Raw genomic sequence first — 21,737 nt, forward strand, 5'->3', positions numbered from 1 at the left:
GACGGCGGGCAATGCAAGCGTGGCCAATCTGCGCGCCCATGGCAGCAGAATCCACGAAGCCGAGCTCGAGGAGAGGGCACAGTGAACGGACGACTCGTCTCTGCGGCTACGGAGGCGGCTGAAGAATGCGGTTGTGCACCCACGCCCGCCGAACGCGACTCGTTCTGGAAGCTGAGTGTTACTCGACGTGGCGCTTTCGGGCTCGGCGCGCTCGGTGTCGCTGCATTCGCTGCACTCGGCATCGGCTCCGGCGACTCAGCGGCGTACGCTGCGTCGTACCCGAGTTGGGACGATGTGCAACGCGCCAAGAACAACGAAGCTGCCAAGGCTGCCGAGATCACCCGAATCGAAGGGCTGATCCAGTCCTTGACGCGGAAGGTCGCTGAGACTCAGGTTGCTGCCGATACAGCCTCCGACGAGTTCTATGCAGCGCAGCAGGAGTACTTCGCTGCGATCACGGAAGCTCAGAGCCTGCAGGCGCAGGCGGACGAACAATCAGCGATTGCCGAAACCTCTGCGCGCAGGGCCGGTCAAGTTGCGGCACAGCTGTATCGCAACGGTGGAGATGATTCAGCACTGCAACTGTTCTTCTCCGGTTCCGCGGCCAACGCCGATGAGCTCCTGTCACGCCTGGGCACCATGGACAAGCTTCTCGAGTACAACCGGTCGGTCTACGATGGCGCAATCTCGGCGCGCAACACCGCCCAATCGCTGACCGATCAGGCGAAGGTTGCCCGCGACGAACGAGACCGCCTGCAGCAGGTCGCAGAGCAGAAGATGATTGCGGCACAAGAAGCGGCCGACGCCGCACAGGCCGCGCTCGACGAGCAAGCCGCGAACCTCGAGACGATGCAGGCGCAGCTCGCCGCGCTGAAAGACACCACCACGCAGACTGTCGCTGGTTACCAGTCGGGTGTGGCCGCGCGCGAGGCCGAAGAGCGCGCCCGTCGCGAACGCGAAGCCGCGGAAGCGGCAGCCAACGGTGGCGGCAACGGCGGCGGCGGAGGCTCTGCCGGTAGCGGCGGTTGGGTCCGGCCCCACGGGGGCGGCCGAAGTTCAAGCTACGGCCCGCGGACCCCGATCTGCGGTTCGCAGGGCTGCTCCTCGAGCTACCACTACGGCGCGGACATGGCCAATGGCTGCGGAGCGGCGATCTACGCCGCCAACTCCGGAACAGTGGACTACGCCGGCGCGAACGGCAACTACGGCAATTACGTCCGCATCCAACACGGCGGGGGCGTCAGCACCGGGTACGCGCACATCAAACCCAGTGGCATCCTCGTTGGCAGGGGGCAATGGGTCAATTCGGGCCAGGTCATCGCTTACGCGGGTGACACTGGACGCTCCTTCGGTTGCCATCTGCATTTCGAGGTCTACATCAATGGTGGTTACACCAACCCCGTCCGATTCATGGAAGACCGCGGCGTCTATATCTAAGGCTCCGACATGGGAGCACGAAGTGGCGCCACCCACAATGACCAGTTGGGTAGAGAGGGCTGCTCCAGTCGTCACTCGCGACATCCTTGCTAGGGATCTCAGAGAGGGAGAATGACGCTACCCATCACCGCCGTCAGCCGCGACATGATGTCGGTCCACAGCCCTGTCACCATCAGGATTCCGAGGACGATCAGCAGTATGCCTCCGCATACGTTCACCACCCGGATGTGACGACGGAGGAACTCGACCGTCTTCGCCGCCCAACCGAACCCGAATGCGACCAACAGGAACGGGATGCCGAGGCCGAGCGAATACGCGAGGCCGAGGAAGCCGGCACGGACAGGGTCGCCAGCATTGAACGAAAGCGCGATGATCGCGGCAAGCGTCGGACCCATGCACGGTGCCCAGCCGATACCAAGTGCCACTCCAAGTAGCGGCGCCCCTGCGATTCCGGCCCGGGAGCCGACGTGGAAGCGGACCTCCCGCTGGGCGAAATTGAACAACCCGAGAAAGACGAGCCCCATCAGGATGATGACGACTCCGAGGATGCGTGTGACCAGGTCGCCCCAGCGTAGGAAGAACACGCCGGCCGTGCCGCCCAGCGCGGTGATGAGAACGAAGACGACGCTGAAGCCGAGGATGAACAGCAGTACGCCGACTACGAGCTGACGGCGCTGGGGCGCGACTGCGTTCGTCGCGCGACCCTTCGAGTCCGGCGCGACCACCCCGCCAAGGAAGCCGAGGTAGCCGGGGACCAGCGGGAGCACGCAGGGCGACAAGAACGACACGAGGCCAGCGAGCATCGCGACGGGGACTGCGAGCCAGAGCGCACCGGACCCGATGATGGTGTCGGCGTTCACGGTGTCTCCGCCAGAGCGTCCTTGACGAGCGTCGAGAGGATCGAGGTGCCGTCGATGGGTCCGATGATGCGGGCGGCGACACGGCCCTGCCTGTCGAGCACGAGAGTCGTCGGCGTCGCCTGGATCGGCACGACCTCGGAGAAAGCGAGTTTCGCCTCGGCCGTGTTCACGTCGATCAGGCTCGGGTAGGTGATGCCGAACTCGTGAGAGAAAGCCTGGGCAGTGTCGGCCTGGTCGCGGGTATTGATGCCGATGAAAGCTACATCCTCGCCGCCGTATTCTTGCCAGACGCTTTCGAGATCCTTCGCCTCGATGCGGCACGGCGCGCACCCGGCGTACCAGAAGTTCACCACCGTGACCTTGCCGGCGTTGTCTGCGCTGTCGAAATCATCACCAGTTTCAGTGATGCCGCTGAAGTCGACCGGTTCGCTCCGCTCGTCGATCGGGATCTCGACGATCGCGCCGCCAGCGGCCACATACCCGGTGTTCTCACCCTTGAGGAAGGAATCGCTGACCGGATCCGGCGCACACCCGCTCAGACCGATCACGGACACAGCGAGCATGGCCCCGACCGCGCCACGAACGGCACGAAAGCGGGGTCTTCGACGCATATTTCGAACCTTACACAGATCACCTATGCGTCACCTTTGCCTCGGACACTTCCCGACCGGGAATAGACTCGCATGCATTGTGTTATATACCCCTAGGGGGTATCTTTTTGGGAGTGAACGGCTACGAGAGCAACAAGGCTGATCTGCGTAAGCGGTTGAGCCGGGTAGAGGGTCAGGTGCGAGGTATCGCACGAATGGTTGATGAGGACAAGTACTGCATCGATATCTTGACGCAGGTGTCTGCGGCGACGAAGGCCCTCGAGACGGTGGCGTTGTCGCTACTCAGTGACCATCTCGCTCATTGTGTCGCTCAGGCAAGTGCTGAGGGAGGCGAGGTGGCTGCGGCGAAGGTCCGCGAGGCCAACGAAGCGATCGCTCGTCTCGTCCGTTCATAACTACTACGTCTGTCTACTCGAAGGAGCACATCATGACTGATCGCATCGAACTCGGCTTGAAGGACGCGAATGCGGGGTGCGCATGCTGCGCTGCCCCTTCATCCGTTGACGCATCCGCGCCTGTCGCGGCCCCGGTCTCGGCCGAGATCTTGGTTGCGGGGATGACATGCTCGCATTGCGCCTCCAGCGTCAGCGATGAGCTGAACGCCATCGATGGTGTCGACGGTGTCACGGTCGACCTGAATGCCGGCGGGGCATCCCGCGTGATTGTCCACAGCGCCGCCCCTATCGATCCCACGGCTGTACGGGCTGCGGTTGAAGAGGCCGGCTACACCCTCGCAACCTCCCCGATCTGAGTCGCTATCCGTTTGCGCCCGGCTGATCCGGGTGCATCCGAGCAAGGAGTTTCCGATGAGCCAGCATGACCAGCACCACGAACACACTGCGCATCAGGATCACGGCAGCGTGCCGACAACGGAGCATGACCACACGGCGATGAGCCACGACCACGGTGCTCCCCCAGAGCACGCTGGTCACACGAGCCGCGGCGGTCACGGCGGTCACGGCGGTCACGGCGGTCACGGCGGTCACGGCGATCATGTCGGTCAGTTCCGGCGGTTGTTCTGGATCATGCTGGTCCTCGCGGCCCCTGTGGTTGGGTTCTCGATGATGTTCTCGATGCTGCTCGGGTACCCATTGCCCGACGCCGCGTGGGTGGGTTGGGTGTCCCCGGTTCTCGGGACCGTGATGTATGTGTGGGGCGGGGCCCCGTTCCTCACGGGTGCCGTGAGCGAGCTCCGTGCACGCAAGCCCGGGATGATGCTGCTGATCGCCCTTGCGATCACCGTGGCATTCCTGGCGTCCTGGGGTGCGAGCCTCGGCATGCTGCACCACGAGTTGGATTTCTGGTGGGAGCTGGCGCTGCTGATCGTGATCATGCTGCTTGGTCACTGGATCGAGATGCGCTCGCTCGCGCAGACGACATCGGCCTTGGATTCCTTAGCGGCGTTGCTGCCTGACGAGGCAGAAAAGGTCGACGGCGATACGACCGTAACGGTCGCGCCCTCGGACTTGCAGGTAGGCGATGTCGTGGTCGTGCGTCCGGGCGGGCGGGTCCCCGCCGATGGGCGCATCGTTCAGGGATCGGCCAGCATGGACGAGTCGATGATCACCGGAGAATCCCGGCCGGTGCGCCGCAGCGATGGCGACCCGGTCATTGCCGGTACCGTCGCCACGGATTCCGGAGTGCGGGTGGAGATCACGGCCATCGGTGAGGACACCGCTCTCGCGGGGATTCAGAAGCTGGTCACCGAGGCGCAGAGTTCGTCGTCTCGGGCGCAGCGGCTCGCGGACAAGGCCGCAGGGTGGCTGTTCTGGTTCGCGCTCGGCGCCGCAGCGATCACCGCGATCGTCTGGACGGTTGTTGGCCTACCCGACGCCGCCGTCATCCGCACCATCACGGTGCTGGTGATCGCCTGCCCGCACGCGCTGGGCCTGGCGATCCCGCTGGTCGTGTCGATCGCGACCGAGCGCGCCGCCCGCGGGGGCGTGCTCATCAAGGATCGTCTCGCGCTGGAGAGCATGCGCACCGTCGACACTGTTCTGTTCGACAAGACGGGCACGCTCACCAAGGGCACCCCCGCGGTGACCGCCATCAACCCCGTCACGGGGACCGACGCCGATCAGCTGTTGGCGTGGGCGGCCGCGGCGGAAGCAGACTCCGAGCACCCCCTCGCCCGCGCGATCGTCAACGCGGCAAAAGAGAAGACGCTCACCGTTCCACGCTCAACCGACTTCGAGTCATCCCCCGCTGTCGGGGTGCGTGCCCGCGTTGACGGACGTGTCGTGCAGGTCGGTGGCCCGTACATGCTCGAGCAGGAGAATGCGCAGGAGCTGCCCGTTGCTGACGAGTGGCGGAACGAGGGTGCGATCATCCTTCACGTGCTCGTCCACGGTCAGGTTGTGGGCGCGCTGCGTCTGGCGGATGAGATCCGCTCGGAGTCGCGCCATGCGGTCGACGCGCTCCATGAGAGCAGTGTGCAGGTGGTCATGATCACCGGTGATGCGGACGCGGTCGCCGCCTCCGTGGCGGGCGAACTCGGCATCGACCGGTACTTCGCCGGGGTACGCCCCGAGGACAAAGCGTCGAAGGTGAAAGAGCTTCAGGGCGAAGGTCGAAAGGTCGCCATGGTTGGTGACGGGGTGAACGATGCCCCCGCGCTGGCGCAGGCGGACGTCGGTATTGCGATCGGGGCGGGAACCGATGTCGCAATCGCGTCTGCGGGGGTCATCCTCGCCAGCGACGACCCCCGGTCGGTGATCTCCGTGATTGAGCTGTCGCGGGCCAGTTACCGGAAGATGAAACAGAACCTCTGGTGGGCCGCCGGGTACAACCTTCTCTCGGTGCCGTTGGCTGCCGGTGCGCTCGCCCCCGTCGGGCTCGTGTTGCCGATGTCGGTCGGTGCAGTGTTGATGTCACTATCCACGATCGTTGTCGCGCTGAATGCGCAGTTGCTGCGACGGCTGAACCTCAGCCCGGACGCCGTCGTCGACAAGTAGGCGCATGGGCGGCGGCGACGTACCCTGGAAGAAAGGGAGGTGGGACAGTGTTGACGACGATCGCACGGCGCGTGCATGACCAGCGCACCCTCACCCGCACCCTCCTGACCGTCGTCGCCGTCGCCTTTTCCGTGATCTTCGGGCTTCTGGCGATGCACTCGATGAACACGCACACCATGCCCTCCGGGCACAGCGAAACCATCGCGGTCGCACCCGCGCATGCCGACGCTCACCCCGCACACGCCTCAGGCGAAGCTGCAGCGATGGATGAGACGGGCTGTGCGACGTGCTCTGACGATCACGGCATGTCGTGGATGGCCTGCGTTCTCGCGCTCCTCATCGCCGTAGTGCTGGTCACCCGGCCGCCCGCCTGGTGGCGCTCACTCACCGAAACCCCTGGTCCGCTCCTTTCACGTTTTGCGCTTCGCGGCGCGCTGTACCCGCTGCGGCCGCCGTCTCTCACCGTTCTCTGCATCAGTCGCACCTGATGGCTGGCATGCCCGTTCTATGGGCAACGCCCCCTCGCCCAGCCTGTCTCGCTGGGCACCATCATCGACTCTTGGAGAGAACCATCATGAAGACCCGTTTTGCGGCGACCGCCGCACTCACTCTCACTGCTGTGCTCGCCCTTGCCGGCTGCGCTGGAAACACCTCCGGCGGAGGCGATATGCCCGGCATGAATCACGAGAGCAGCAGCTCCGCCCCGGCGTCGGCGGACGCCAATGACGCCGACATCATGTTCGCCAGCATGATGAAGGAGCACCACGCTCAGGCCATCGAGATGTCTGACATGCTCCTCAGCAAGGACGGCGTCAACGAGCGCGTCGCCGCCCTCGCGGAAGAGATCAAGGCAGCGCAGGGCCCCGAAATCCAGAAGATGGAGCAGTGGCTCGAAGAGTGGGGCGCTGATACCTCCAACATGGAAGGCATGGACCACGGCGGCGGCATGATGTCCGACGACGACATGCAGGCCCTCGAAGATGCCACCGGGGCGGACGCCAGCCGTCTGTTCCTCGAGCAGATGATCGAGCACCACCAGGGTGCCGTCGAAATGGCCCAAGACGAAGTCGACAACGGCCAGAACAGTGACGCGGTCGCCCTGGCCGAGACGATCATCGAGGCACAGACCACGGAGATCGCCACGATGAAAGACCTCCTCGACACACTCTGATCTACGTTCCGGGGGTGCGGCGCTCGCCCGCACCCCCGAACTGGCCTTCTCGCAGTAACCCACGCCACCGCGCTGGTGCCATGTCGCGACTCTCATTCGCGTACCGCTCGCGCACCTGCATGCATTTCTTCACGTCGGAGTCTCATGAACCGCCACTCGCCCCTACCCGCTTTCGCGATCGCTCTCGCAGCCGTCGCCCTCACCGGCTGCGCCGTGCCGCAGGCCTCCGGCACCAACGCGGTCCCCCCCGTTATCCAACACATTCACGGTGTTGCCGCTGACCCCCGCGGTGAGGACCTCTTCATAGCCACCCACGGAGGACTCTTCACCCTCACTCCTGAAGGTGCGATCGCCGGTCCCATCGGAGGCCACGATTTCGATGCGATGGGCTTTACCGTCCTCGACGACGCCCTCTTCGCATCCGGTCACCCGGGCACACAGACACCCGCAGAGCTCGGCTCCCCGAACCTAGGTGTCATTCGTAGTGACGACTTCGGCGAATCGTGGTCACCGATCGCCCTCACTGGCAGTACGGACTTCCATGTCCTCACCGCCGGACCAGACGGCACTCTCTACGGGATCGCCTCCGATGGCGTCGATCTGCTCATCAGCACTGACGACGGTCTCGAATGGACCCGCGGCGCAACACTTGCCGCGGCAGACCTCGCCGCCACCGGCGACGGTCTCTACGCCGCCGCGGAAGAAGGACTGCTCCTCAGCACCGACAACGGCGCCACCTTCACCCCCGTCGCCGACGCCCCGCTGCTCTACACACTCGACGCCAAACCCAATGGCTCGCTCGCAGGAGTCGGAACCGACGGTGCCCTCTGGTCACAGAACACCGAAGGAACATGGCAACGCCTCGACCCGCTTCAAGGGGCCGCTCAGGCCTTCACCGCGATCGATGACGAACGCTTCATCGTTGTCGACGACCGCGGCATCGTCCAGATCACAGCCGACGACACAACCATCCTCGCCCCCGCCCGGTAGAGAACGCCACCACCAGAACGGCCACCCATGGTCCCCCGCCGCAATCCCTTCCGACGCATATCCGTCTTCATCGCGTGCGCCACAGTCCTCGCCCTGCTTCTCGCCCTTGCGAGCTTCTACCTCATCGGAGCCATATTCAGATGACCCGCCACCTGCACCCAGCTCGGCACCGTCCACGAGCACACGTTCCCACGCGCACCAGCCACATGTCCCCACAGCGGCGTCACGATCGCCTCGTACGTATCGGGGCCTTCCTTCTCCTGGCCGCCGTCGCACTGATCGCAACTCATCTCCTCATCGACACAACCGTTCCAGACCAACGGTCACTCTGGGCATACACGCTCGGAAGCTACGAAACAGCGTTCATCCTCGCGATCGTCGGACTGGCGCTCGTGCTGCGTGAACCCCCGGGAGGCGCGGATGAATCTCAATGACTACTGGACCAACGCCTTTTGGTCCGTCATCCCCACGATCGCCGTCGTCGCAGCATTCTGGTTCGTCCTGCGGTCCATCATCAGAGCCGACCGCAACGAACGAAAAGCACACGCCAAGATCGAGCAACAACTCCGCGCGGAACGAAACCATCCTCGCCAACTCGCATCGGCGGACGACGAGCGAGACCCGCTACCTGAACGCCGGAAACGTCTGCCGAAAGCAGATACCGGCGAACGTTAACGGCGGGCGCACGATGACGGGCGACGCGAACTCGCCGGAAACGATCGTTTTCGGCGGGTCGTCTGCTGCACGCTCCCTCCTGCTGTGCTCACTCGCGTCTTCAGCGGGAGATTTTGGAAAGCGGAGATGGGTCCGAGGCCTCGCTTGCGGCACCACCAGTAGAACCGAATGCGAAACCACGCCGCAAACGATCGTGTACGGCGGGCGGCACCGAACCGTGAGGTTGCTCAACATTTTCTTGCGAGAGGCGAGGGGAAGTCTGCAATGTCGGACATATGAGGGATCGTGGTGACTATGAGCTGACCAGGATCGTGAGGGAACGCTATGACCGGTAACGACGAGCCCGAAGGGCATTCGTCCCCCGATGGCGTTCCTACTCTCATCGCGTGGGCAACGGATCAGGCCTGGCTGGCCGAGGCAGACCGCGATCGCGCCGAGGAACGTTTCGACCGGCTCGCTGGAGACCGCGAACTCGCGACCGCACTCCAGGCCAGCGGATACCGTGGCCGGAACTACGATCTGTTCGCGAATGAGATCGCGAAGTACGGGTGGGCTGTCATCCGCGGGTGGATCTACAAAGGGCAGATTCGTGGCGAGGTGAAGCGAAAAGGCTTCGGCGCACTGGAGCCTGAGCCCCGCCCGGGCTCGATGATCGAAGAGGCCGAGAGCCTGGCGGATGAGACGATCGTGCTCGCCCTCACCGCGTTCCGAGACAAGGTGCTCGTCCCGGGCAAGTGGGACCCCGCCAAGGGAGCTTCCCTGCGCACGTTCTTCGTGGGCCAGTGCCTTCTGCAGTTCAGCAACGTCTACAAGCGTTGGCGTCGAGAAGAGCTGCGTTCATATGCGGAGCCGCAGGCTCCGCCGCCCGCAGCGGCCTGGGCCGACGACTTCGAGGAGGGTCCGTCGACGTCGGCTGCTCCCGACGCGAGCGAGGCGGCGCACATCAAGGACGAGCTGCGTCGTGCATTCGGGAGCATCAAGGACGAGCGTGTCCGCTCAGCCTTTTATCTGAACGTGACGCATGGCTTCACGCACGCGGAGATCGGCGAGAAGCTTGGCATGACCGCGAAAGCGGTGGAGTCGGCGATCGCGCGCGCACGTCAGCAAGTACGACAGAACCGGGAGTCCGCATGAGCAGTGAATTTCGAGGCAAGATCGAGCGCTCGTCCTTCGGGACCCAGAACGCGAAGGCGGCACGCCGAACCGTTTCCGCCAACAAAGCGCAGTCGCTCGTCTCGCGATCGATGACGGGCAAGACTCAATCGAAGCAGTTGAGAGGCCGCGAGGGGAAGTGACCAGCGGCGGACATATACCGAGATGTCGGGATCACAACGGAAAAGAGCCGCCCCGCGGTAACGGGACGGCTCACAAGCCCTGAGAAGGTCAGGTCTCATCCAGAGCACTGACTGTACCGGAGTTGGCAGCCGCAGACTAGCGGCGCTCCATCTCATGGCACCCCGGCACCAATCAGTGAAGGAGTTCCCATGGGAACCGTTCGTCGCTCTGCATCCACCGGTCGTTTCGTCTCCAAGGCCGCTGCGGCCCGCTGGCCCGGAAAGACCACCACCGAACGTGTCGGTTCCGGCACGAGCAACTCGACCACGGTGCACCGCTCCGCGTCGTCGGGCCGGTTCGTCACCGAATCGACCGCCAACCGCAACCCGGGCGGCACGATCAGCCAGCGCGTCTAATCGAACCTGAGGGCCTGCACGTGCACACGTGCAGGCCCTCGTTGTGTAAGTCGAGGGCCTCCAGAACCCCGTCGGTGGCGGTCAGTAGTTCACCTTGTCGATGACGAGGTTCCCGTCGAGCATCTCGTGCGGGACGGGTCCTGCACTGGGGGAGCGGGATGGTCAGTCTCACGAGGTCGGGGTCCGCAACGGTCTCCGCGGACGCCAAGGCGTGAGCGCCCGGGACGGCAACGCCGACCGGCATCTCAATGTCTGCCGCAGCGCCGGAGCCGGCAATGTTCACCGGAAGCCGGCGGCGAGTACTGTTCACCCGAAGGCTAGTGGGGGAGCTTTCCCCTCGTTCGTTCAAGTCTGGCCTTGCGTTGCCTAGACCTTGCGACGGAAGCCGGTGGAGTCCCGAGTGACATCGGGCGACCAACGATGCGGTTCTCGCTTCACGTCGGGCCACTCGAGATCAGATCGAACGATATCCGGTCCGCGCCGGTGTGTCGGAAGCCCGTCGAAGCCGACCGGGCTGATCCTGGGCGCAGGCGACGAAGATGTGCCTACCGGCACTCCGCCTCCCTCCGGGAGTGATGATGAAGCCAGCTGAGATCGCACGGATGATCGCTCGTCGACGGTTCTCGAAAGAGTCGGAGCTGCACTGGGTGCCGCGTGATCATCGTTCGGAGACTGGCTATGCGAACAACACCTCGTTCGCACCGGTCGACCGAAGTCTCGGCCGTTTGGATTGGTCTGTCATCGACCCCATGAAGGTTCGAGTATCGAAGGGCGCCAGCCACTTCTTCACAGGATCTGAGTACTTCTGGAGTCGCACCCGCAGCCACGTGTGGTGTGAGTCTCAGTTCGAGCGCGACGAGTTGATGTGGCTCGATTTTGCCGGACAGGTCGAAAGGGTGTGGTCGCAGCCGTTTGGCGTGGTGTTCGGCGTCCGCTCACCGATGGCCGGTCATTGGCACGTGCCGGATTTCTTGTTGCAGATGTCGGACGGCTCCTACGCCGTCCGAGATGTGAAGCCGAAGGAACGCATCGACGAGTCCGTGCAACTGCAGTTCGATGAAACCGCACGGCTGTCGGCAACGCTCGGCTGGCACTACGAGGTGCTCTCCGGTCACAGCGTCCATGCGACTCGCGTGGTCGAATGGTTGTCGGCGTCGCGTCATGACCGTTGCAGGCCGTCGGCGGACATCGAGGACAAGATCCTCGACGCAGCTACTCAGGGCAAAACACGCCGGGAGTTGTGTGAGCTGGCGTCTCCAGATTGCCCGCTTCTAGCGTGCGCATGGGTTGACAACCTCGCCTGGCGCAGACTTCTCGCGCTCGACTTGTCGTCCGTATTCAATAGCAACACGCTACTGACTACCGCACATCGGGAGAGAACGGACGCGATCAGTGTCCGATGAACGCAAACTGAAGCTCGGAGACTCTTTCGAGATTGACGGCGAGAGCTGGGTCTGGGTCCACATCATTCCTGGCCTGGAGGTGAAGCTCCGCTCTGAACACGCGCCCGATCGACACCTGATCATGTCCGTAGACGAGTTCCTGCTCCAGGCCGGAACAGCCCAACGGGATCGCAGCGTATCTCTTCGACCGGACGGGGATGCATGGCCGACCGACGTATGCGATATGGAAGCCCATCTCCTTGAGGCGTTCACGGGCAGGCCGATGGATCCGTTGGCCTCCGCTTCTCGGGCACAATACGACCCTGCGCTGACAACTCAGAACGCACGCGTTGACGCGAAGCTGCTCGAGCTAAAAGGCACGTCACTTGGGCGAGCGCGCAGCACCTTTCACCTCCTGTGGAAGACGTACCAGCAAGACGGTGCAGCCGGGCTGAATGCCCGCATGCATCGCAAGGGCGAGCAGCGACTCTCCATCAGCCGGGCAGATGCACGGCTGGTGACGATCATCGATCGATTCCTCGATCGCCAAACGGACAAGTCGACGAGCAGCAAACGCCGGTGCGCTGTCTTGGTGAGGCGAGAGCTCGAGACCACTTACCCGGGCGATCCTCTATGCGAGATCAAGGCTCGCACCCTCCAGGGCTACATCAACGAGCGGGCGGCCGGCCGTTACAGCTTCGACAAAGCGACCACCCGGCGAAACACCGATAACAGCCCCAAGCGTCAGTACTACTCCGGGGCTGCCTATCAACTTGGGGAGCGATGCGAGATCGATTCAACGAAACTCGACGTTCTCGTCTGGGATGAGAACAGTGAGTTCCGGCCGACACTCACCGTGCTTCTCGATGTCGCAAGCCGGGTACCGCTCGCTTGGGCGATTCACGCGGACAGCCCTGGCGGATTCGACCATGCACTCCTGCTCGCCCGGGCTGTCATCGGGCGCAAAGCCGTACCTGGTTCGGGAGCAGCCACCCTCGCGGGATCAGCCACGTTGCCTTCTGACCTGATGAAGCAGGTGAACCCCTACCTCACTGACGATTCTCTGGCCCTCCCGTGGATCTTCCCGCGATCGATCACTATCGACGGCGGAGCAGATTTTCGGTCCCGCACGTTCAGAGATGCCTGCAGCGCGTACGGAATCCACAGGGAACTTGCCCCCTCCAGAACGCCGACGGTAAAGCCACACGTAGAGCGCAACTTCGGCACCCTCTCGACAGACTTCGCCGCATGGCTGGCCGGTTTCGTGGGGAACTCCGTCGCCCATCGGGCCGCCAAAGACGACCCCACCCTCACCCTGGATTCGCTTCGCCTCATCCTCGACAGCTGGATAACGAACATCTACCTGAACAGGCCTCACCGTGGCTTGAAGTCGACGAGCTCCCCAGGGCGCATCTTCACCCCGAATCAGATGTACACCGAACTGTTCGCTGTAGGACCCGGCGTCCCGGTGCCTTTCGGAGTTGAGGAGTACCTCGCGCTCTTGCCCACGGAACGGCGCATGATCGGTCGTGCAGGGATCGAACTCCACAATCGCCGCTACGACTCATCCCACCTGGAAGATCTCCGCAATCGCTCCCTCACGGGCGCTGAACCGGGATCCGCGAAAGCCAGGAAATTCCCAGTGAGCTTCGACCCCTACAACGCCAATGCCGTCTGGGTGCGTCACCCAGAAACCGGTGTGTGGATCGAGTGCTGGGACATCGCTCTGCGGGAGAAGACAGCACCGATGGTCGCCGAGATCGACATGAAACTCCTTGCCCGATACCCCGACGCCGCAATCGACGATCCCGACCGCCGCCGCGAGTGGATCGACCACGTCGAAAGTCGCGAACGAGGAGACAAACGGAAGCGCACCCAGCACAAACGGGAGCAACAGCGCCTCAAGGTCGAAGCGCAACGTGAACCAGGCCCCTCGACAACGACACCGATCCCACTACGGCAATGGGCCAAACCCGTCGACATCAGCACCATCGATTGGACATCCCCCGACATAGATCTCGCGCAAGCAGAGGAGCTTGATTCATGAAGATCACCCCACTCGTCCTCCACCATGACCGCAAGACCAGCCTTGCAGGGCTTCGAGAAGCATTCGACGCCGAGCCCGCATCCCCGCCGAAGATCACCTTCCGTCAGTACAGAGATCTGGACAGTGAAGCTCGAGAGCTATACGACCAAGCTCGCGAAGACTTTCTCCGGCTGACGCTGAGGGTGAAGACACGCGAGCAAGCGGTCTGCGCTCGCATTCTGGAGGACCTCATCCGGATCAACCCTCGGCTGAAGAACTCGCGGCGCGGGCTGATGATATCCGCGCCGATGTTCTCCGGCAAGACAGAGCTCGCTCTCCTGTTGGCTCGATCCGTAGAACGCAGACACGCAGCCCAACACCCCGACTACCTCAGAGACGGAGACGCACCGGTCGTCTGGGTGGAGATGACCGAACACTCGACCGGAAAAGCTCTCCTTGCCCAGATCGTGGAGTTTCTCGCCCCCACCATCGTTCTCCCCAAACAGATCGCCACCGACAGGCTGAGGAAGCTTGCCGTCGAGGCCCTCCACCGTCACGGCACGAAGCTGCTCGTGATTGACGAAGCGCACAAGCTCGGCGGGACTGAACCCTCCAGTGTCATCAAAGCCCTCCAGAACGAGTCTTGTGCGACCGTCGTCCTGGTTGGAATCAATCTCGACCAAGCCTTCAAGACGGGCGACGGCCTGCAAGTCAGCGCACGATGTGACTTCGTCACACTCGACAAGATCGACCCCGCCGTCCAAGAGGACTTCGAACAATGGATCAAATGGGTCGCCACCTTCGACAGCTTCCTACCACTATGCGGGCACGCCCACGGCCTTCTCACCCGCAACGCCGGCACGCTAGTCCACGCCGCCGACGGGAAACTCGCCGTTCTCGCGATGATCGTGGACCGCCTCGTCGCGTCCATCTTGCGCGACGAATCGCGCACCTCGGAGACCGTAACCCGCGAGCGACTCTTCGGGGTTCTCGATACTCTCCGGCGCACCACGCTCAACACACACAACGTCACCCTGGACGACCTGGTGGACGCCGCATGATCAGCACGCAGGCGTGGGCGAAACGACCCAAGTGGCATCATCTTGAGACGCCACGCTCCTACGCGCAGCGGCAATGCCGCGCCGCAGGAGTACCGTTCGACTTCGCCGAGAGGGCACTGACCAGCCGAGCGCAACCGAACATCCACCGCGTCTGGATCGACGACGAAGCGGCCGCTCGGACGGTCGAGGCGACGGCAGGGCGCCCAGCCGGTCATTACCTCCGCATGAAGCGTCTAGCGCAACCGGACTCCACACGGGCCTACCCGCAGCGCTTCCTGTGCCGCCTATGCAGTGCCGGGGAGACGATCGAGCAAATTCCCCACGATCGGGAAAACTTCTGTCTCCGACACCCGAGGCAGATGGTGTGGGTCGGTCCCGGAACCGAACCCGATACCCAGGTGATCGTTCCCTTCGATCCCACGCTTCGGAACGCGGAACTCTCCTTCCGTCGACTCGTCGCCACTGGTCGGGTCACCACACAACTGCACGGTCAAGTGTGGGCCATGGTGCGCGACAACGAAACGCTCTCCGCCCAGAACGCAGAGACCGGGCAGAATCCGTGCTTGATGAGCGCGGTACGCGAGATCGATCGCCGCGCACATCTGTACCGCGCGACGGTGCGCGTTCTGCAGATCTTGTCCAATCGTGCACACTGCGCACGATGGCGCACTCAGTCGGCGGCAGATCTACGACTCGACATCACCGCAACGTTGGGCCTCACCAACAGCGACATCCTCGTCGAACGCGTGATTCTCTGGCTCCGCCCCCTCCGCCGCCACACCATCCCCACGAAATTCCGCCCCCTGGAAGCCGCCCTCGACACCGTCGACGTCCCCCGCATCCTCGACACCACCGCCAACTACCCGCTGTGGATCCTCCGCCACCCGAAAGCCATCTCCGAATGGGACTGGGATCGCAACCCGCCCACCCGCGACCCCTGGTCCGGAGTCGATGTCTCTCACAAAGCGTGGTGGTTGTGCGAGGAGGGGCACTCCTGGGAAGCAAGCCCCCACGTGCGAGGCTCTGCCGAGACCAACTGCGAATATTGCATCGGCATGGACTTCTGGCCGGGACACACCGATCTCGGCACCCTGCGGCCAGACATCGCCGCGGAATGGGACACTACCCCAGGAGCCAACCGGGGGGACCCCCATCACGTGAGCGCCACCTCCGCCCGGAAAATCAACTGGAGGTGTACTGCTCACGAGCACACCTGGCCCGCCCAGGTGCGCTCCCGCACCACGCAAGAAAGCAAATGCCCCTATTGCAGCGGTAGCCGGGCGATACCGGGTGAAACAGATTTAGCCACTCTTCACCCCGGCCTCGCAGCAGAGTGGGATCACGAACTCAACGACAGCTCCATCACTCCGGAGACAGTCACCCCCGGATCGGACCGTGTCGTCTGGTGGCACGGCCACTGCGACCACAGCTGGGACGCGGCTGTCGGTGACCGTTGCTCAGGACACGGGTGCCCGTACTGCTCCAATCAACGCACCCTCGCCGGTTTCAATGACCTCGCCACCACTCACCCTCATCTCGCCGAACAATGGGACCGCGTCAACTCCAAGTCCGCTTGTGAGGTCACCGCGGGCTCGGATTACCCCGCAGTATGGCGCTGCGCGCTGAGTCACACATGGGAGCTCCCCGTCTGGGGCCGCACGAAGGACAAGACGGGATGCCCCGTGTGTGCGAATCGCGTCGTCCTCGCGGGGTTCAATGACTTGGGGACTCTCGATCCTCATTTGGCTTCGGAATGGGACCGCACCCCAGGAGCGAACGACCGGACACCGTCCGAAGTGACCGTCAGTAGTTCCTATGAAGCCCAATGGCGGTGCGCAGAAAACCACACCTGGCCAGCGACCGTCGCCAACCGACACGCAGGCTCAGGCTGCCCGTCATGCTCCGGCCGGGTCGCTATCCCGGGAGCCACTGACCTCGCGACACGCAGACCCGATATTGCCGCGCAATGGGATCCCAGCAACGACTGCTCACCGAATCAGGTCACGGTCTCCTCCCACGTGAAAGTGTCGTGGATCTGCCACCGCAATCACTCGTGGCCCGCGACAGTCAAAAACCGGACGTCCGGCTGCGGCTGCCCTTACTGCACAGGAAAGCTACCCATCCCAGGGGAGACCGACCTTGCAACCCTGCGACCCGATCTCGCAGCGCAGTGGGACTCCTCTAACGCCCTCTCGCCCACCGAGGTCACCGTGGGATCGGGGAGAAAAGTCACCTGGCACTGTGCCTGCGGGTATACATGGCCATCGAGAGTTCAGACCAGAACCCGCAGGCCTCACGCCCGCTGCCCCGAATGCCGCAAATAGCGACACTCCAGGTTCCAACGCCATCGAGCTCGCACTTGGCAATGCTGACCCCCTCGAGCACGAAGGACAAAGGCTCACGTGTTCGCTGCTCGCCCAAACGCGAGCGAGTCGAGAAGCGCTGAAGGCCTGACCAAGGTCGCACTGCCGACTCGCCGTTCACGTCAGCGTCGCGGATTGTCGAGCGCGTGCGCTTCTCAGAGGAGCTCGCTCACCAGCTGTTCGATGCGACCACGGATATCGTCGCGGATGGGCCGTACGGCGTCGATGCCCTGGCCAGCGGGGTCGTCGAGCTTCCAGTCTTCGTAGCGCTTTCCGGGGAAGAACGGGCAGGCGTCGCCACAACCCATGGTGATCACGACGTCAGAGGCCTGCACCGCCTCGGTGGTGAGGACCTTGGGCTGCTCGGCGGTGATGTCGATACCAAGTTCCTGCATCGCGTCGACGGCGGTGGGGTTGATCTGATCCGCAGGCATGGACCCGGCCGAGCGCACTTCGATACGGTCGCCAGCGATCTCGCGGAGGAACCCGGCCGCCATCTGCGACCGTCCGGCATTGTGAACGCAGACGAAGAGGACGGACGGCTTGACGGTGGTGTCAGTCATGTTTGCTCCTGAATGGGCGGTAGAGGGGTTAGCGGAGAAGGTCGTCGACGAGAACATGGACGCGTGCGGCGATATCGTCACGGATCGCTTCGACGCCTTCGCGAGACGCGAGAGCGGGGTCACCCACCGCCCAGTCGTCGTACCGAACGCCGGGGATGATCGGGCAAACGTCCCCGCAGCCCATCGTGACGACCACATCTGCCGCGCGCACCGCGTCGTCGGTGAGCGGCTTGGGATACCGATCGGCGGCAATGTCACCTTCGATGTCCGTGAGCAATGATCGCACATGGGGGTGGATGACGTCCGCGGGATTCGACCCTGCGGAGCGCGCAACGACCTTGCCGCCGCTGATCTGATTCACGAGTGCTGCGGCGAGCTGGGAGCGTCCGGCGTTCGCGACGCACACAAACAGCACCTGCGGGACGGAAGAGACGCGGTCTCTGGTGAGGTCAGCGAGGCGCTGCCGGGCGAACCTCTCGGTCAAGGGGATCAATGCAGAGGTGACGCGAGCAGTGCGGGCAAGGGACGTGTACGACTCGCGGACGATGGTGAGCACCACGTCCGCGTCAACCTCCGAAATCTCGGCGGCGAGCTCATCGGCAAGATGAGTCACGCGCGCGTCGAAGTCGGGTCGAGTGCTCGCATCCGTGTGCTCAACGCTCCACGGCTCACTCACGGTCGCAGGTGCGAACGAGTCCAGGAGAGCGGTGACCGCGCCTCGGCGGTTCGGGTTGATGCGGTACCAGACCCAGGTGCCACGCCGCTCGGAGACGAGGACATCCACGTCTTTGAGGACTTTCAGGTGGTGCGACACGGTGGGCTGGGAGACGTCGGCCAGTTCGGCCAGGTCGCACACGCACGATTCTCCGCGGGGATCGGAGGCGATGGCCGACAGCATGCGCAGCCTGAGCGGGTCGGACAGCGCTTTTAGCGTCGCTGCGACCGAGGTGGCAGCGTCGATGCCGATCGCGTGGGTGGCGACGGGACTGCAGGTGTCGCCGGTGGTCGTCAGTGTGACGTTCATGGCTACATCCTTTCAGCGGTGTACGGGTTGGTGTGGAACCAGCGTCGGGCCGCCCACAGGGAGACGTAAACGAGTCCGACGAGCACGGGGACCTCGATCAGTGGGCCGACGACGCCGGCGAGGGCCTGACCGGAGGTGGCCCCGAAGGTGCCGATGGCGACGGCGATGGCGAGTTCGAAGTTGTTGCCCGCGGCCGTGAACGCCAGCGTGGAGGATCGGGCGTATCCGAGCCCGAGCGCCTTCCCGGTGAACAGTCCGATGAACCACATCACGGCGAAGTACGCCAACAGCGGGAGGGCGATACGGGCCACATCCCACGGCCGGTTGGTGACCTGCTCGCCCTGCAGGGCGAACAGCAACACAATCGTGAACAGCAGGCCGTACAGCGCCCACGGTCCGATCTTGGGAAGGAACTTCTCTTCGTACCAGTCGCGGCCCTTCGCACGCTCCCCGATCAGGCGGGAGGCGAAGCCGGCGATCAGGGGGATGCCGAGGAAGACGAGGACATTGAGGGCGATCTGCCAGACCGAGATCTCCAGTCCCTGCGAGTCCAGTCCGAGCCATCCGGGGAGCACGGTGAGGTAGAACCAACCGAGCAGGGAGAAGGCGATGACCTGGAACACGGAGTTGATGGCGACAAGGACGGCGGCGGCTTCCCGATCGCCGCAGGCGAGATCGTTCCAGATGACGACCATCGCGATGCAGCGGGCCAGGCCCACGATGATGAGGCCGGTGCGGTACTCGGGGAGATCCGGAAGGAACGCCCAGGCGAGGGCGAACATCAGTGCCGGTCCGACGACCCAGTTCAGAGCGAGTGAGGAGATGAGTAGCTTCTTGTCGCCGGTGACAGCGGCGACTTTGTCGTAGCGGACCTTCGCGAGGACCGGGTACATCATCACCAGCAGGCCGAGAGCGATCGGCACAGAGATGCCGCCAACCTCAATGTGTGCGAGGAGGTCGGAGACGCCAGGGATGAAGCGGCCGACGAGGATTCCGGCGACCATAGCCAGTCCGATCCACAGCGGCAACCATCGGTCAAGGGTCGACAGGCGGCGGGTCGTCGTTGTGGGGGTGGGTGCGGTTGCGGTGCTCATGCGAGGAGCGCCTCCATCTTCTCTGCGATTACGGGCTTGGCGTGGGCGCCGATGAGCATGTCAACGCGCGCACCCTGGTTGTAGAAGACCAGCGTGGGGATCGAGGTGACGCCGATGGCGGTCACCGTGGCCGGGTTCTGGTCGGCGTCGAGCTTCACGATCTTGACCCGCCCGTCGTACTCGACGGCGAGCTGGTTCAGAAGCGGTGCGATCTGCTTACACGGACCGCACCAGGTGGCCCAGATGTCCACCACGACGGGGATCTCGGAGTCGGTGACTTCGTTCTGGAATGTGGCGTCGGTGACCACGATCGGGAAACTCATGCGAGGACCTCCTGGGCATCGAATGCGGGCGCGGTGTCCGTGAGGGCCGCGAGGTAGTGCTGGGCGTCCTGGGCGGCCGCGCAGCCCGTACCGGCTGCGGTGATGGCCTGCCGGTAGGTGTGATCGACCAGGTCGCCGGCGGCGAAGACGCCGTCGAGGGTGGTGCGGGTGGACGGGTGGACGACCCGCACATACCCGTCGGCGTCGGTGTCGACGGAGCCCGCGACGAGCTCGGAGCGCGGGTCGTGCCCGATGGCGACGAAGACCCCAGTGACGGAGAGTTCGCGCTCCGCCCCGGAGACCGTGTCGCGCAGCGTGACCGCCTCGACCTTGTCCGTCCCGAGGATGCCGGCCACTTCGCTGTTCCAGGCGACGTCGATCTTCGGGTGCTCGAGCACCCGCTGCGCCATGATCTGTGAGGCGCGGAACGTGTCGCGGCGGTGCACCACGGTGACCTTCGACGCGAACCGGGTGAGGAACAGAGCTTCCTCCATCGCCGAATCGCCACCGCCGACCACGACGATCTCCTGGTCGCGGAAGAAGAAGCCGTCGCAGGTCGCACACCAGGAGACCCCGTGGCCGGTGAGACGCTCTTCGTCGGCCAGTCCGATCTTGCGGTACGCGGACCCCATGGCGAGGATCACCGCACGCGCCAGGTACGTGTCACCCGATCCGGTGCGCACCGTCTTCACCGGCCCTGCCAGGTCGACCGCGACAGCGTCGTCGAGAAGGATGCGGGCACCGAAGCGCTCAGCCTGCGCGCGCATCGACTCCATCAACTCCGGACCCTGGACACCGTCGACGAAACCGGGGAAGTTCTCCACCTCGGTGGTTGTCATGAGCGCACCGCCGGCGGTGACGGAACCGGCAAGCACGACAGGGGCAAGGCCCGCCCGCGCCGCATACACCGCAGCCGTATACCCGGCGGGCCCGGATCCGATGATGACTAGCTCAACCTCTTGAATCGACATGCGTCTATATTGACACTTATCAATGCAACGTGCAAGCCTGGTGTCATACCAACGATCCGGCGAGTGTCTCGCCGGAGGAGAGAAGGATGACGTGACAGACCCTCAGACCGTGCTGTTCATCTGTACGCACAATGCGGGACGCTCGCAGCTGGGCGCGCACCTGCTGGCCCGGCATGCTGGCGATCGACTGATCGCAGACAGCGCCGGAGTGCACCCCGCTGCCGCGATCAACCCCGCGGTCGCCGCGACCCTCGACGACCTCGGCATCGACACATCAGCGGCAGTACCGCGCGGTGTCACCCCGGACGACCTCGCGAACGCTGATGTGGTGGTGCTGATGAAGCCGGGCTTGGAACTACCCGGGCCGGTCTCCGGCGAGCTCGTGCAGTGGGAGTTCCCCGACCCTGCGGACTGGTCCGTGGACAGCGACTCGGTTCGTGACCTGCGCGATTCGGTCGATCTCAAGGTGCGGGCACTGGCAGCCCGACTGTTGGAGTAGCCAGGCCCCTCAAGGAAGATCCTCGCAGCGCAGGCACGCTCA

At 64.1% G+C, this 21,737-nt stretch carries 23 protein-coding genes; 16 read left to right on the forward strand and 7 right to left on the reverse strand.

What is annotated here, in order from left to right:
• The first annotated feature begins 81 nt into the window (after window positions 1-81).
• Window positions 82-1,437 (forward strand): M23 family metallopeptidase, encoded by a 1,356-nt coding sequence (locus tag AB1285_RS13770; RefSeq protein WP_026049678.1) that lies wholly within the window; start codon window positions 82-84, stop codon window positions 1,435-1,437.
• Window positions 1,438-1,535: 98 nt separating this feature from the next.
• Here AB1285_RS13770 and AB1285_RS13775 read toward each other — a convergent pair whose 3' ends face one another.
• Window positions 1,536-2,297 carry a cytochrome c biogenesis CcdA family protein gene (locus tag AB1285_RS13775; protein ID WP_017201929.1) on the reverse strand — a complete coding sequence of 254 codons (762 nt, stop codon included), beginning with the start codon at window positions 2,295-2,297 and terminating at the stop codon, window positions 1,536-1,538.
• Window positions 2,294-2,860, reverse strand: a complete 567-nt coding sequence (locus AB1285_RS13780) for a TlpA family protein disulfide reductase (RefSeq protein WP_017201930.1) — start codon at window positions 2,858-2,860, stop codon at window positions 2,294-2,296. The genes AB1285_RS13775 and AB1285_RS13780 overlap by 4 nt, the downstream gene beginning before the upstream one ends.
• Window positions 2,861-3,021: 161 nt before the next feature.
• Here AB1285_RS13780 and AB1285_RS13785 point away from each other — a divergent pair, with 161 nt between their 5' ends.
• The 14 genes from AB1285_RS13785 (at window position 3,022) to AB1285_RS13850 (ending at window position 17,182) form a co-directional block, all read left to right on the forward strand.
• Entirely contained in the window at window positions 3,022-3,303 is a 282-nt protein-coding gene (locus AB1285_RS13785; protein WP_026049679.1) for a metal-sensitive transcriptional regulator, read from the forward strand.
• A gap of 32 nt (window positions 3,304-3,335) precedes the next feature.
• On the forward strand, window positions 3,336-3,659 hold the full coding sequence (locus AB1285_RS13790; RefSeq protein WP_017201932.1) for a heavy-metal-associated domain-containing protein: 324 nt from the start codon (window positions 3,336-3,338) through the stop codon (window positions 3,657-3,659).
• Window positions 3,660-3,714: 55 nt separating this feature from the next.
• Window positions 3,715-5,862 carry a heavy metal translocating P-type ATPase gene (locus AB1285_RS13795; RefSeq protein ID WP_270366652.1) on the forward strand — a complete coding sequence of 716 codons (2,148 nt, stop codon included), beginning with the start codon at window positions 3,715-3,717 and terminating at the stop codon, window positions 5,860-5,862.
• Window positions 5,863-5,909: 47 nt separating this feature from the next.
• Entirely contained in the window at window positions 5,910-6,350 is a 441-nt protein-coding gene (locus tag AB1285_RS13800; RefSeq protein WP_042538298.1) for a DUF6153 family protein, read from the forward strand.
• Between the two features lie 86 nt (window positions 6,351-6,436).
• Window positions 6,437-7,033 (forward strand): DUF305 domain-containing protein, encoded by a 597-nt coding sequence (locus tag AB1285_RS13805; RefSeq protein ID WP_026049681.1) that lies wholly within the window; start codon window positions 6,437-6,439, stop codon window positions 7,031-7,033.
• A 144-nt stretch (window positions 7,034-7,177) separates the two neighbouring features.
• A complete protein-coding gene (locus tag AB1285_RS13810; RefSeq protein ID WP_029264085.1) occupies window positions 7,178-8,023 on the forward strand; it encodes a F510_1955 family glycosylhydrolase in 846 nt (281 codons plus the stop codon).
• A 420-nt stretch (window positions 8,024-8,443) separates the two neighbouring features.
• Window positions 8,444-8,698 carry a hypothetical protein gene (locus AB1285_RS13815; protein ID WP_081859903.1) on the forward strand — a complete coding sequence of 85 codons (255 nt, stop codon included), beginning with the start codon at window positions 8,444-8,446 and terminating at the stop codon, window positions 8,696-8,698.
• Window positions 8,699-9,022: 324 nt separating this feature from the next.
• Window positions 9,023-9,832: an RNA polymerase sigma factor gene (locus tag AB1285_RS13820; protein ID WP_029264083.1), complete on the forward strand. Its 810-nt coding sequence runs from the start codon at window positions 9,023-9,025 to the stop codon at window positions 9,830-9,832.
• Entirely contained in the window at window positions 9,829-9,993 is a 165-nt protein-coding gene (locus AB1285_RS13825; protein ID WP_157547053.1) for a hypothetical protein, read from the forward strand. The genes AB1285_RS13820 and AB1285_RS13825 overlap by 4 nt, the downstream gene beginning before the upstream one ends.
• A 189-nt stretch (window positions 9,994-10,182) precedes the next feature.
• Entirely contained in the window at window positions 10,183-10,389 is a 207-nt protein-coding gene (locus tag AB1285_RS13830) for a hypothetical protein (RefSeq protein WP_017201940.1), read from the forward strand.
• A 575-nt stretch (window positions 10,390-10,964) separates the two neighbouring features.
• Entirely contained in the window at window positions 10,965-11,792 is an 828-nt protein-coding gene (locus AB1285_RS13835; protein WP_164743619.1) for a TnsA-like heteromeric transposase endonuclease subunit, read from the forward strand.
• Window positions 11,782-13,818 (forward strand): Mu transposase C-terminal domain-containing protein, encoded by a 2,037-nt coding sequence (locus tag AB1285_RS13840; protein WP_029264081.1) that lies wholly within the window; start codon window positions 11,782-11,784, stop codon window positions 13,816-13,818. Before AB1285_RS13835 ends, AB1285_RS13840 begins: the two co-directional genes overlap by 11 nt.
• Window positions 13,815-14,858: a TniB family NTP-binding protein gene (locus AB1285_RS13845; RefSeq protein WP_017201943.1), complete on the forward strand. Its 1,044-nt coding sequence runs from the start codon at window positions 13,815-13,817 to the stop codon at window positions 14,856-14,858. The genes AB1285_RS13840 and AB1285_RS13845 overlap by 4 nt, the downstream gene beginning before the upstream one ends.
• Window positions 14,855-17,182, forward strand: coding sequence for a zinc-ribbon domain-containing protein (locus tag AB1285_RS13850; RefSeq protein ID WP_192576810.1), 2,328 nt, complete (start codon window positions 14,855-14,857; stop codon window positions 17,180-17,182). Before AB1285_RS13845 ends, AB1285_RS13850 begins: the two co-directional genes overlap by 4 nt.
• A gap of 194 nt (window positions 17,183-17,376) precedes the next feature.
• Here AB1285_RS13850 and AB1285_RS13855 read toward each other — a convergent pair whose 3' ends face one another.
• Genes AB1285_RS13855 through trxB form a run of 5 tightly spaced genes read right to left on the reverse strand, consistent with a single transcriptional unit; the run spans window position 17,377 to window position 21,196 of the window.
• Window positions 17,377-17,784, reverse strand: a complete 408-nt coding sequence (locus AB1285_RS13855) for an arsenate reductase ArsC (RefSeq protein ID WP_017201945.1) — start codon at window positions 17,782-17,784, stop codon at window positions 17,377-17,379.
• Between the two features lie 28 nt (window positions 17,785-17,812).
• Window positions 17,813-18,808, reverse strand: coding sequence for a metalloregulator ArsR/SmtB family transcription factor (locus AB1285_RS13860; protein ID WP_270366658.1), 996 nt, complete (start codon window positions 18,806-18,808; stop codon window positions 17,813-17,815).
• A 2-nt stretch (window positions 18,809-18,810) separates the two neighbouring features.
• Window positions 18,811-19,902 carry an ACR3 family arsenite efflux transporter gene (gene arsB, locus AB1285_RS13865; protein ID WP_026049682.1) on the reverse strand — a complete coding sequence of 364 codons (1,092 nt, stop codon included), beginning with the start codon at window positions 19,900-19,902 and terminating at the stop codon, window positions 18,811-18,813.
• Entirely contained in the window at window positions 19,899-20,225 is a 327-nt protein-coding gene (gene trxA / locus AB1285_RS13870) for a thioredoxin (RefSeq protein WP_017201948.1), read from the reverse strand. The genes arsB and trxA overlap by 4 nt, the downstream gene beginning before the upstream one ends.
• Window positions 20,222-21,196 carry a thioredoxin-disulfide reductase gene (gene trxB, locus AB1285_RS13875; protein WP_151460105.1) on the reverse strand — a complete coding sequence of 325 codons (975 nt, stop codon included), beginning with the start codon at window positions 21,194-21,196 and terminating at the stop codon, window positions 20,222-20,224. Before trxB ends, trxA begins: the two co-directional genes overlap by 4 nt.
• 91 nt (window positions 21,197-21,287) lie before the next feature.
• On the opposite strand from trxB, the gene AB1285_RS13880 reads away from it, so the two are divergent.
• The gene (locus AB1285_RS13880) at window positions 21,288-21,695 is read left to right on the forward strand and encodes a low molecular weight phosphatase family protein (RefSeq protein ID WP_017201950.1); all 408 of its coding nucleotides are present in this window, start codon (window positions 21,288-21,290) and stop codon (window positions 21,693-21,695) included.
• The last annotated feature ends 42 nt before the right edge of the window (window positions 21,696-21,737 follow it).

It is taken from the genome of Microbacterium sp. NRRL B-14842 (assembly GCF_050470785.1).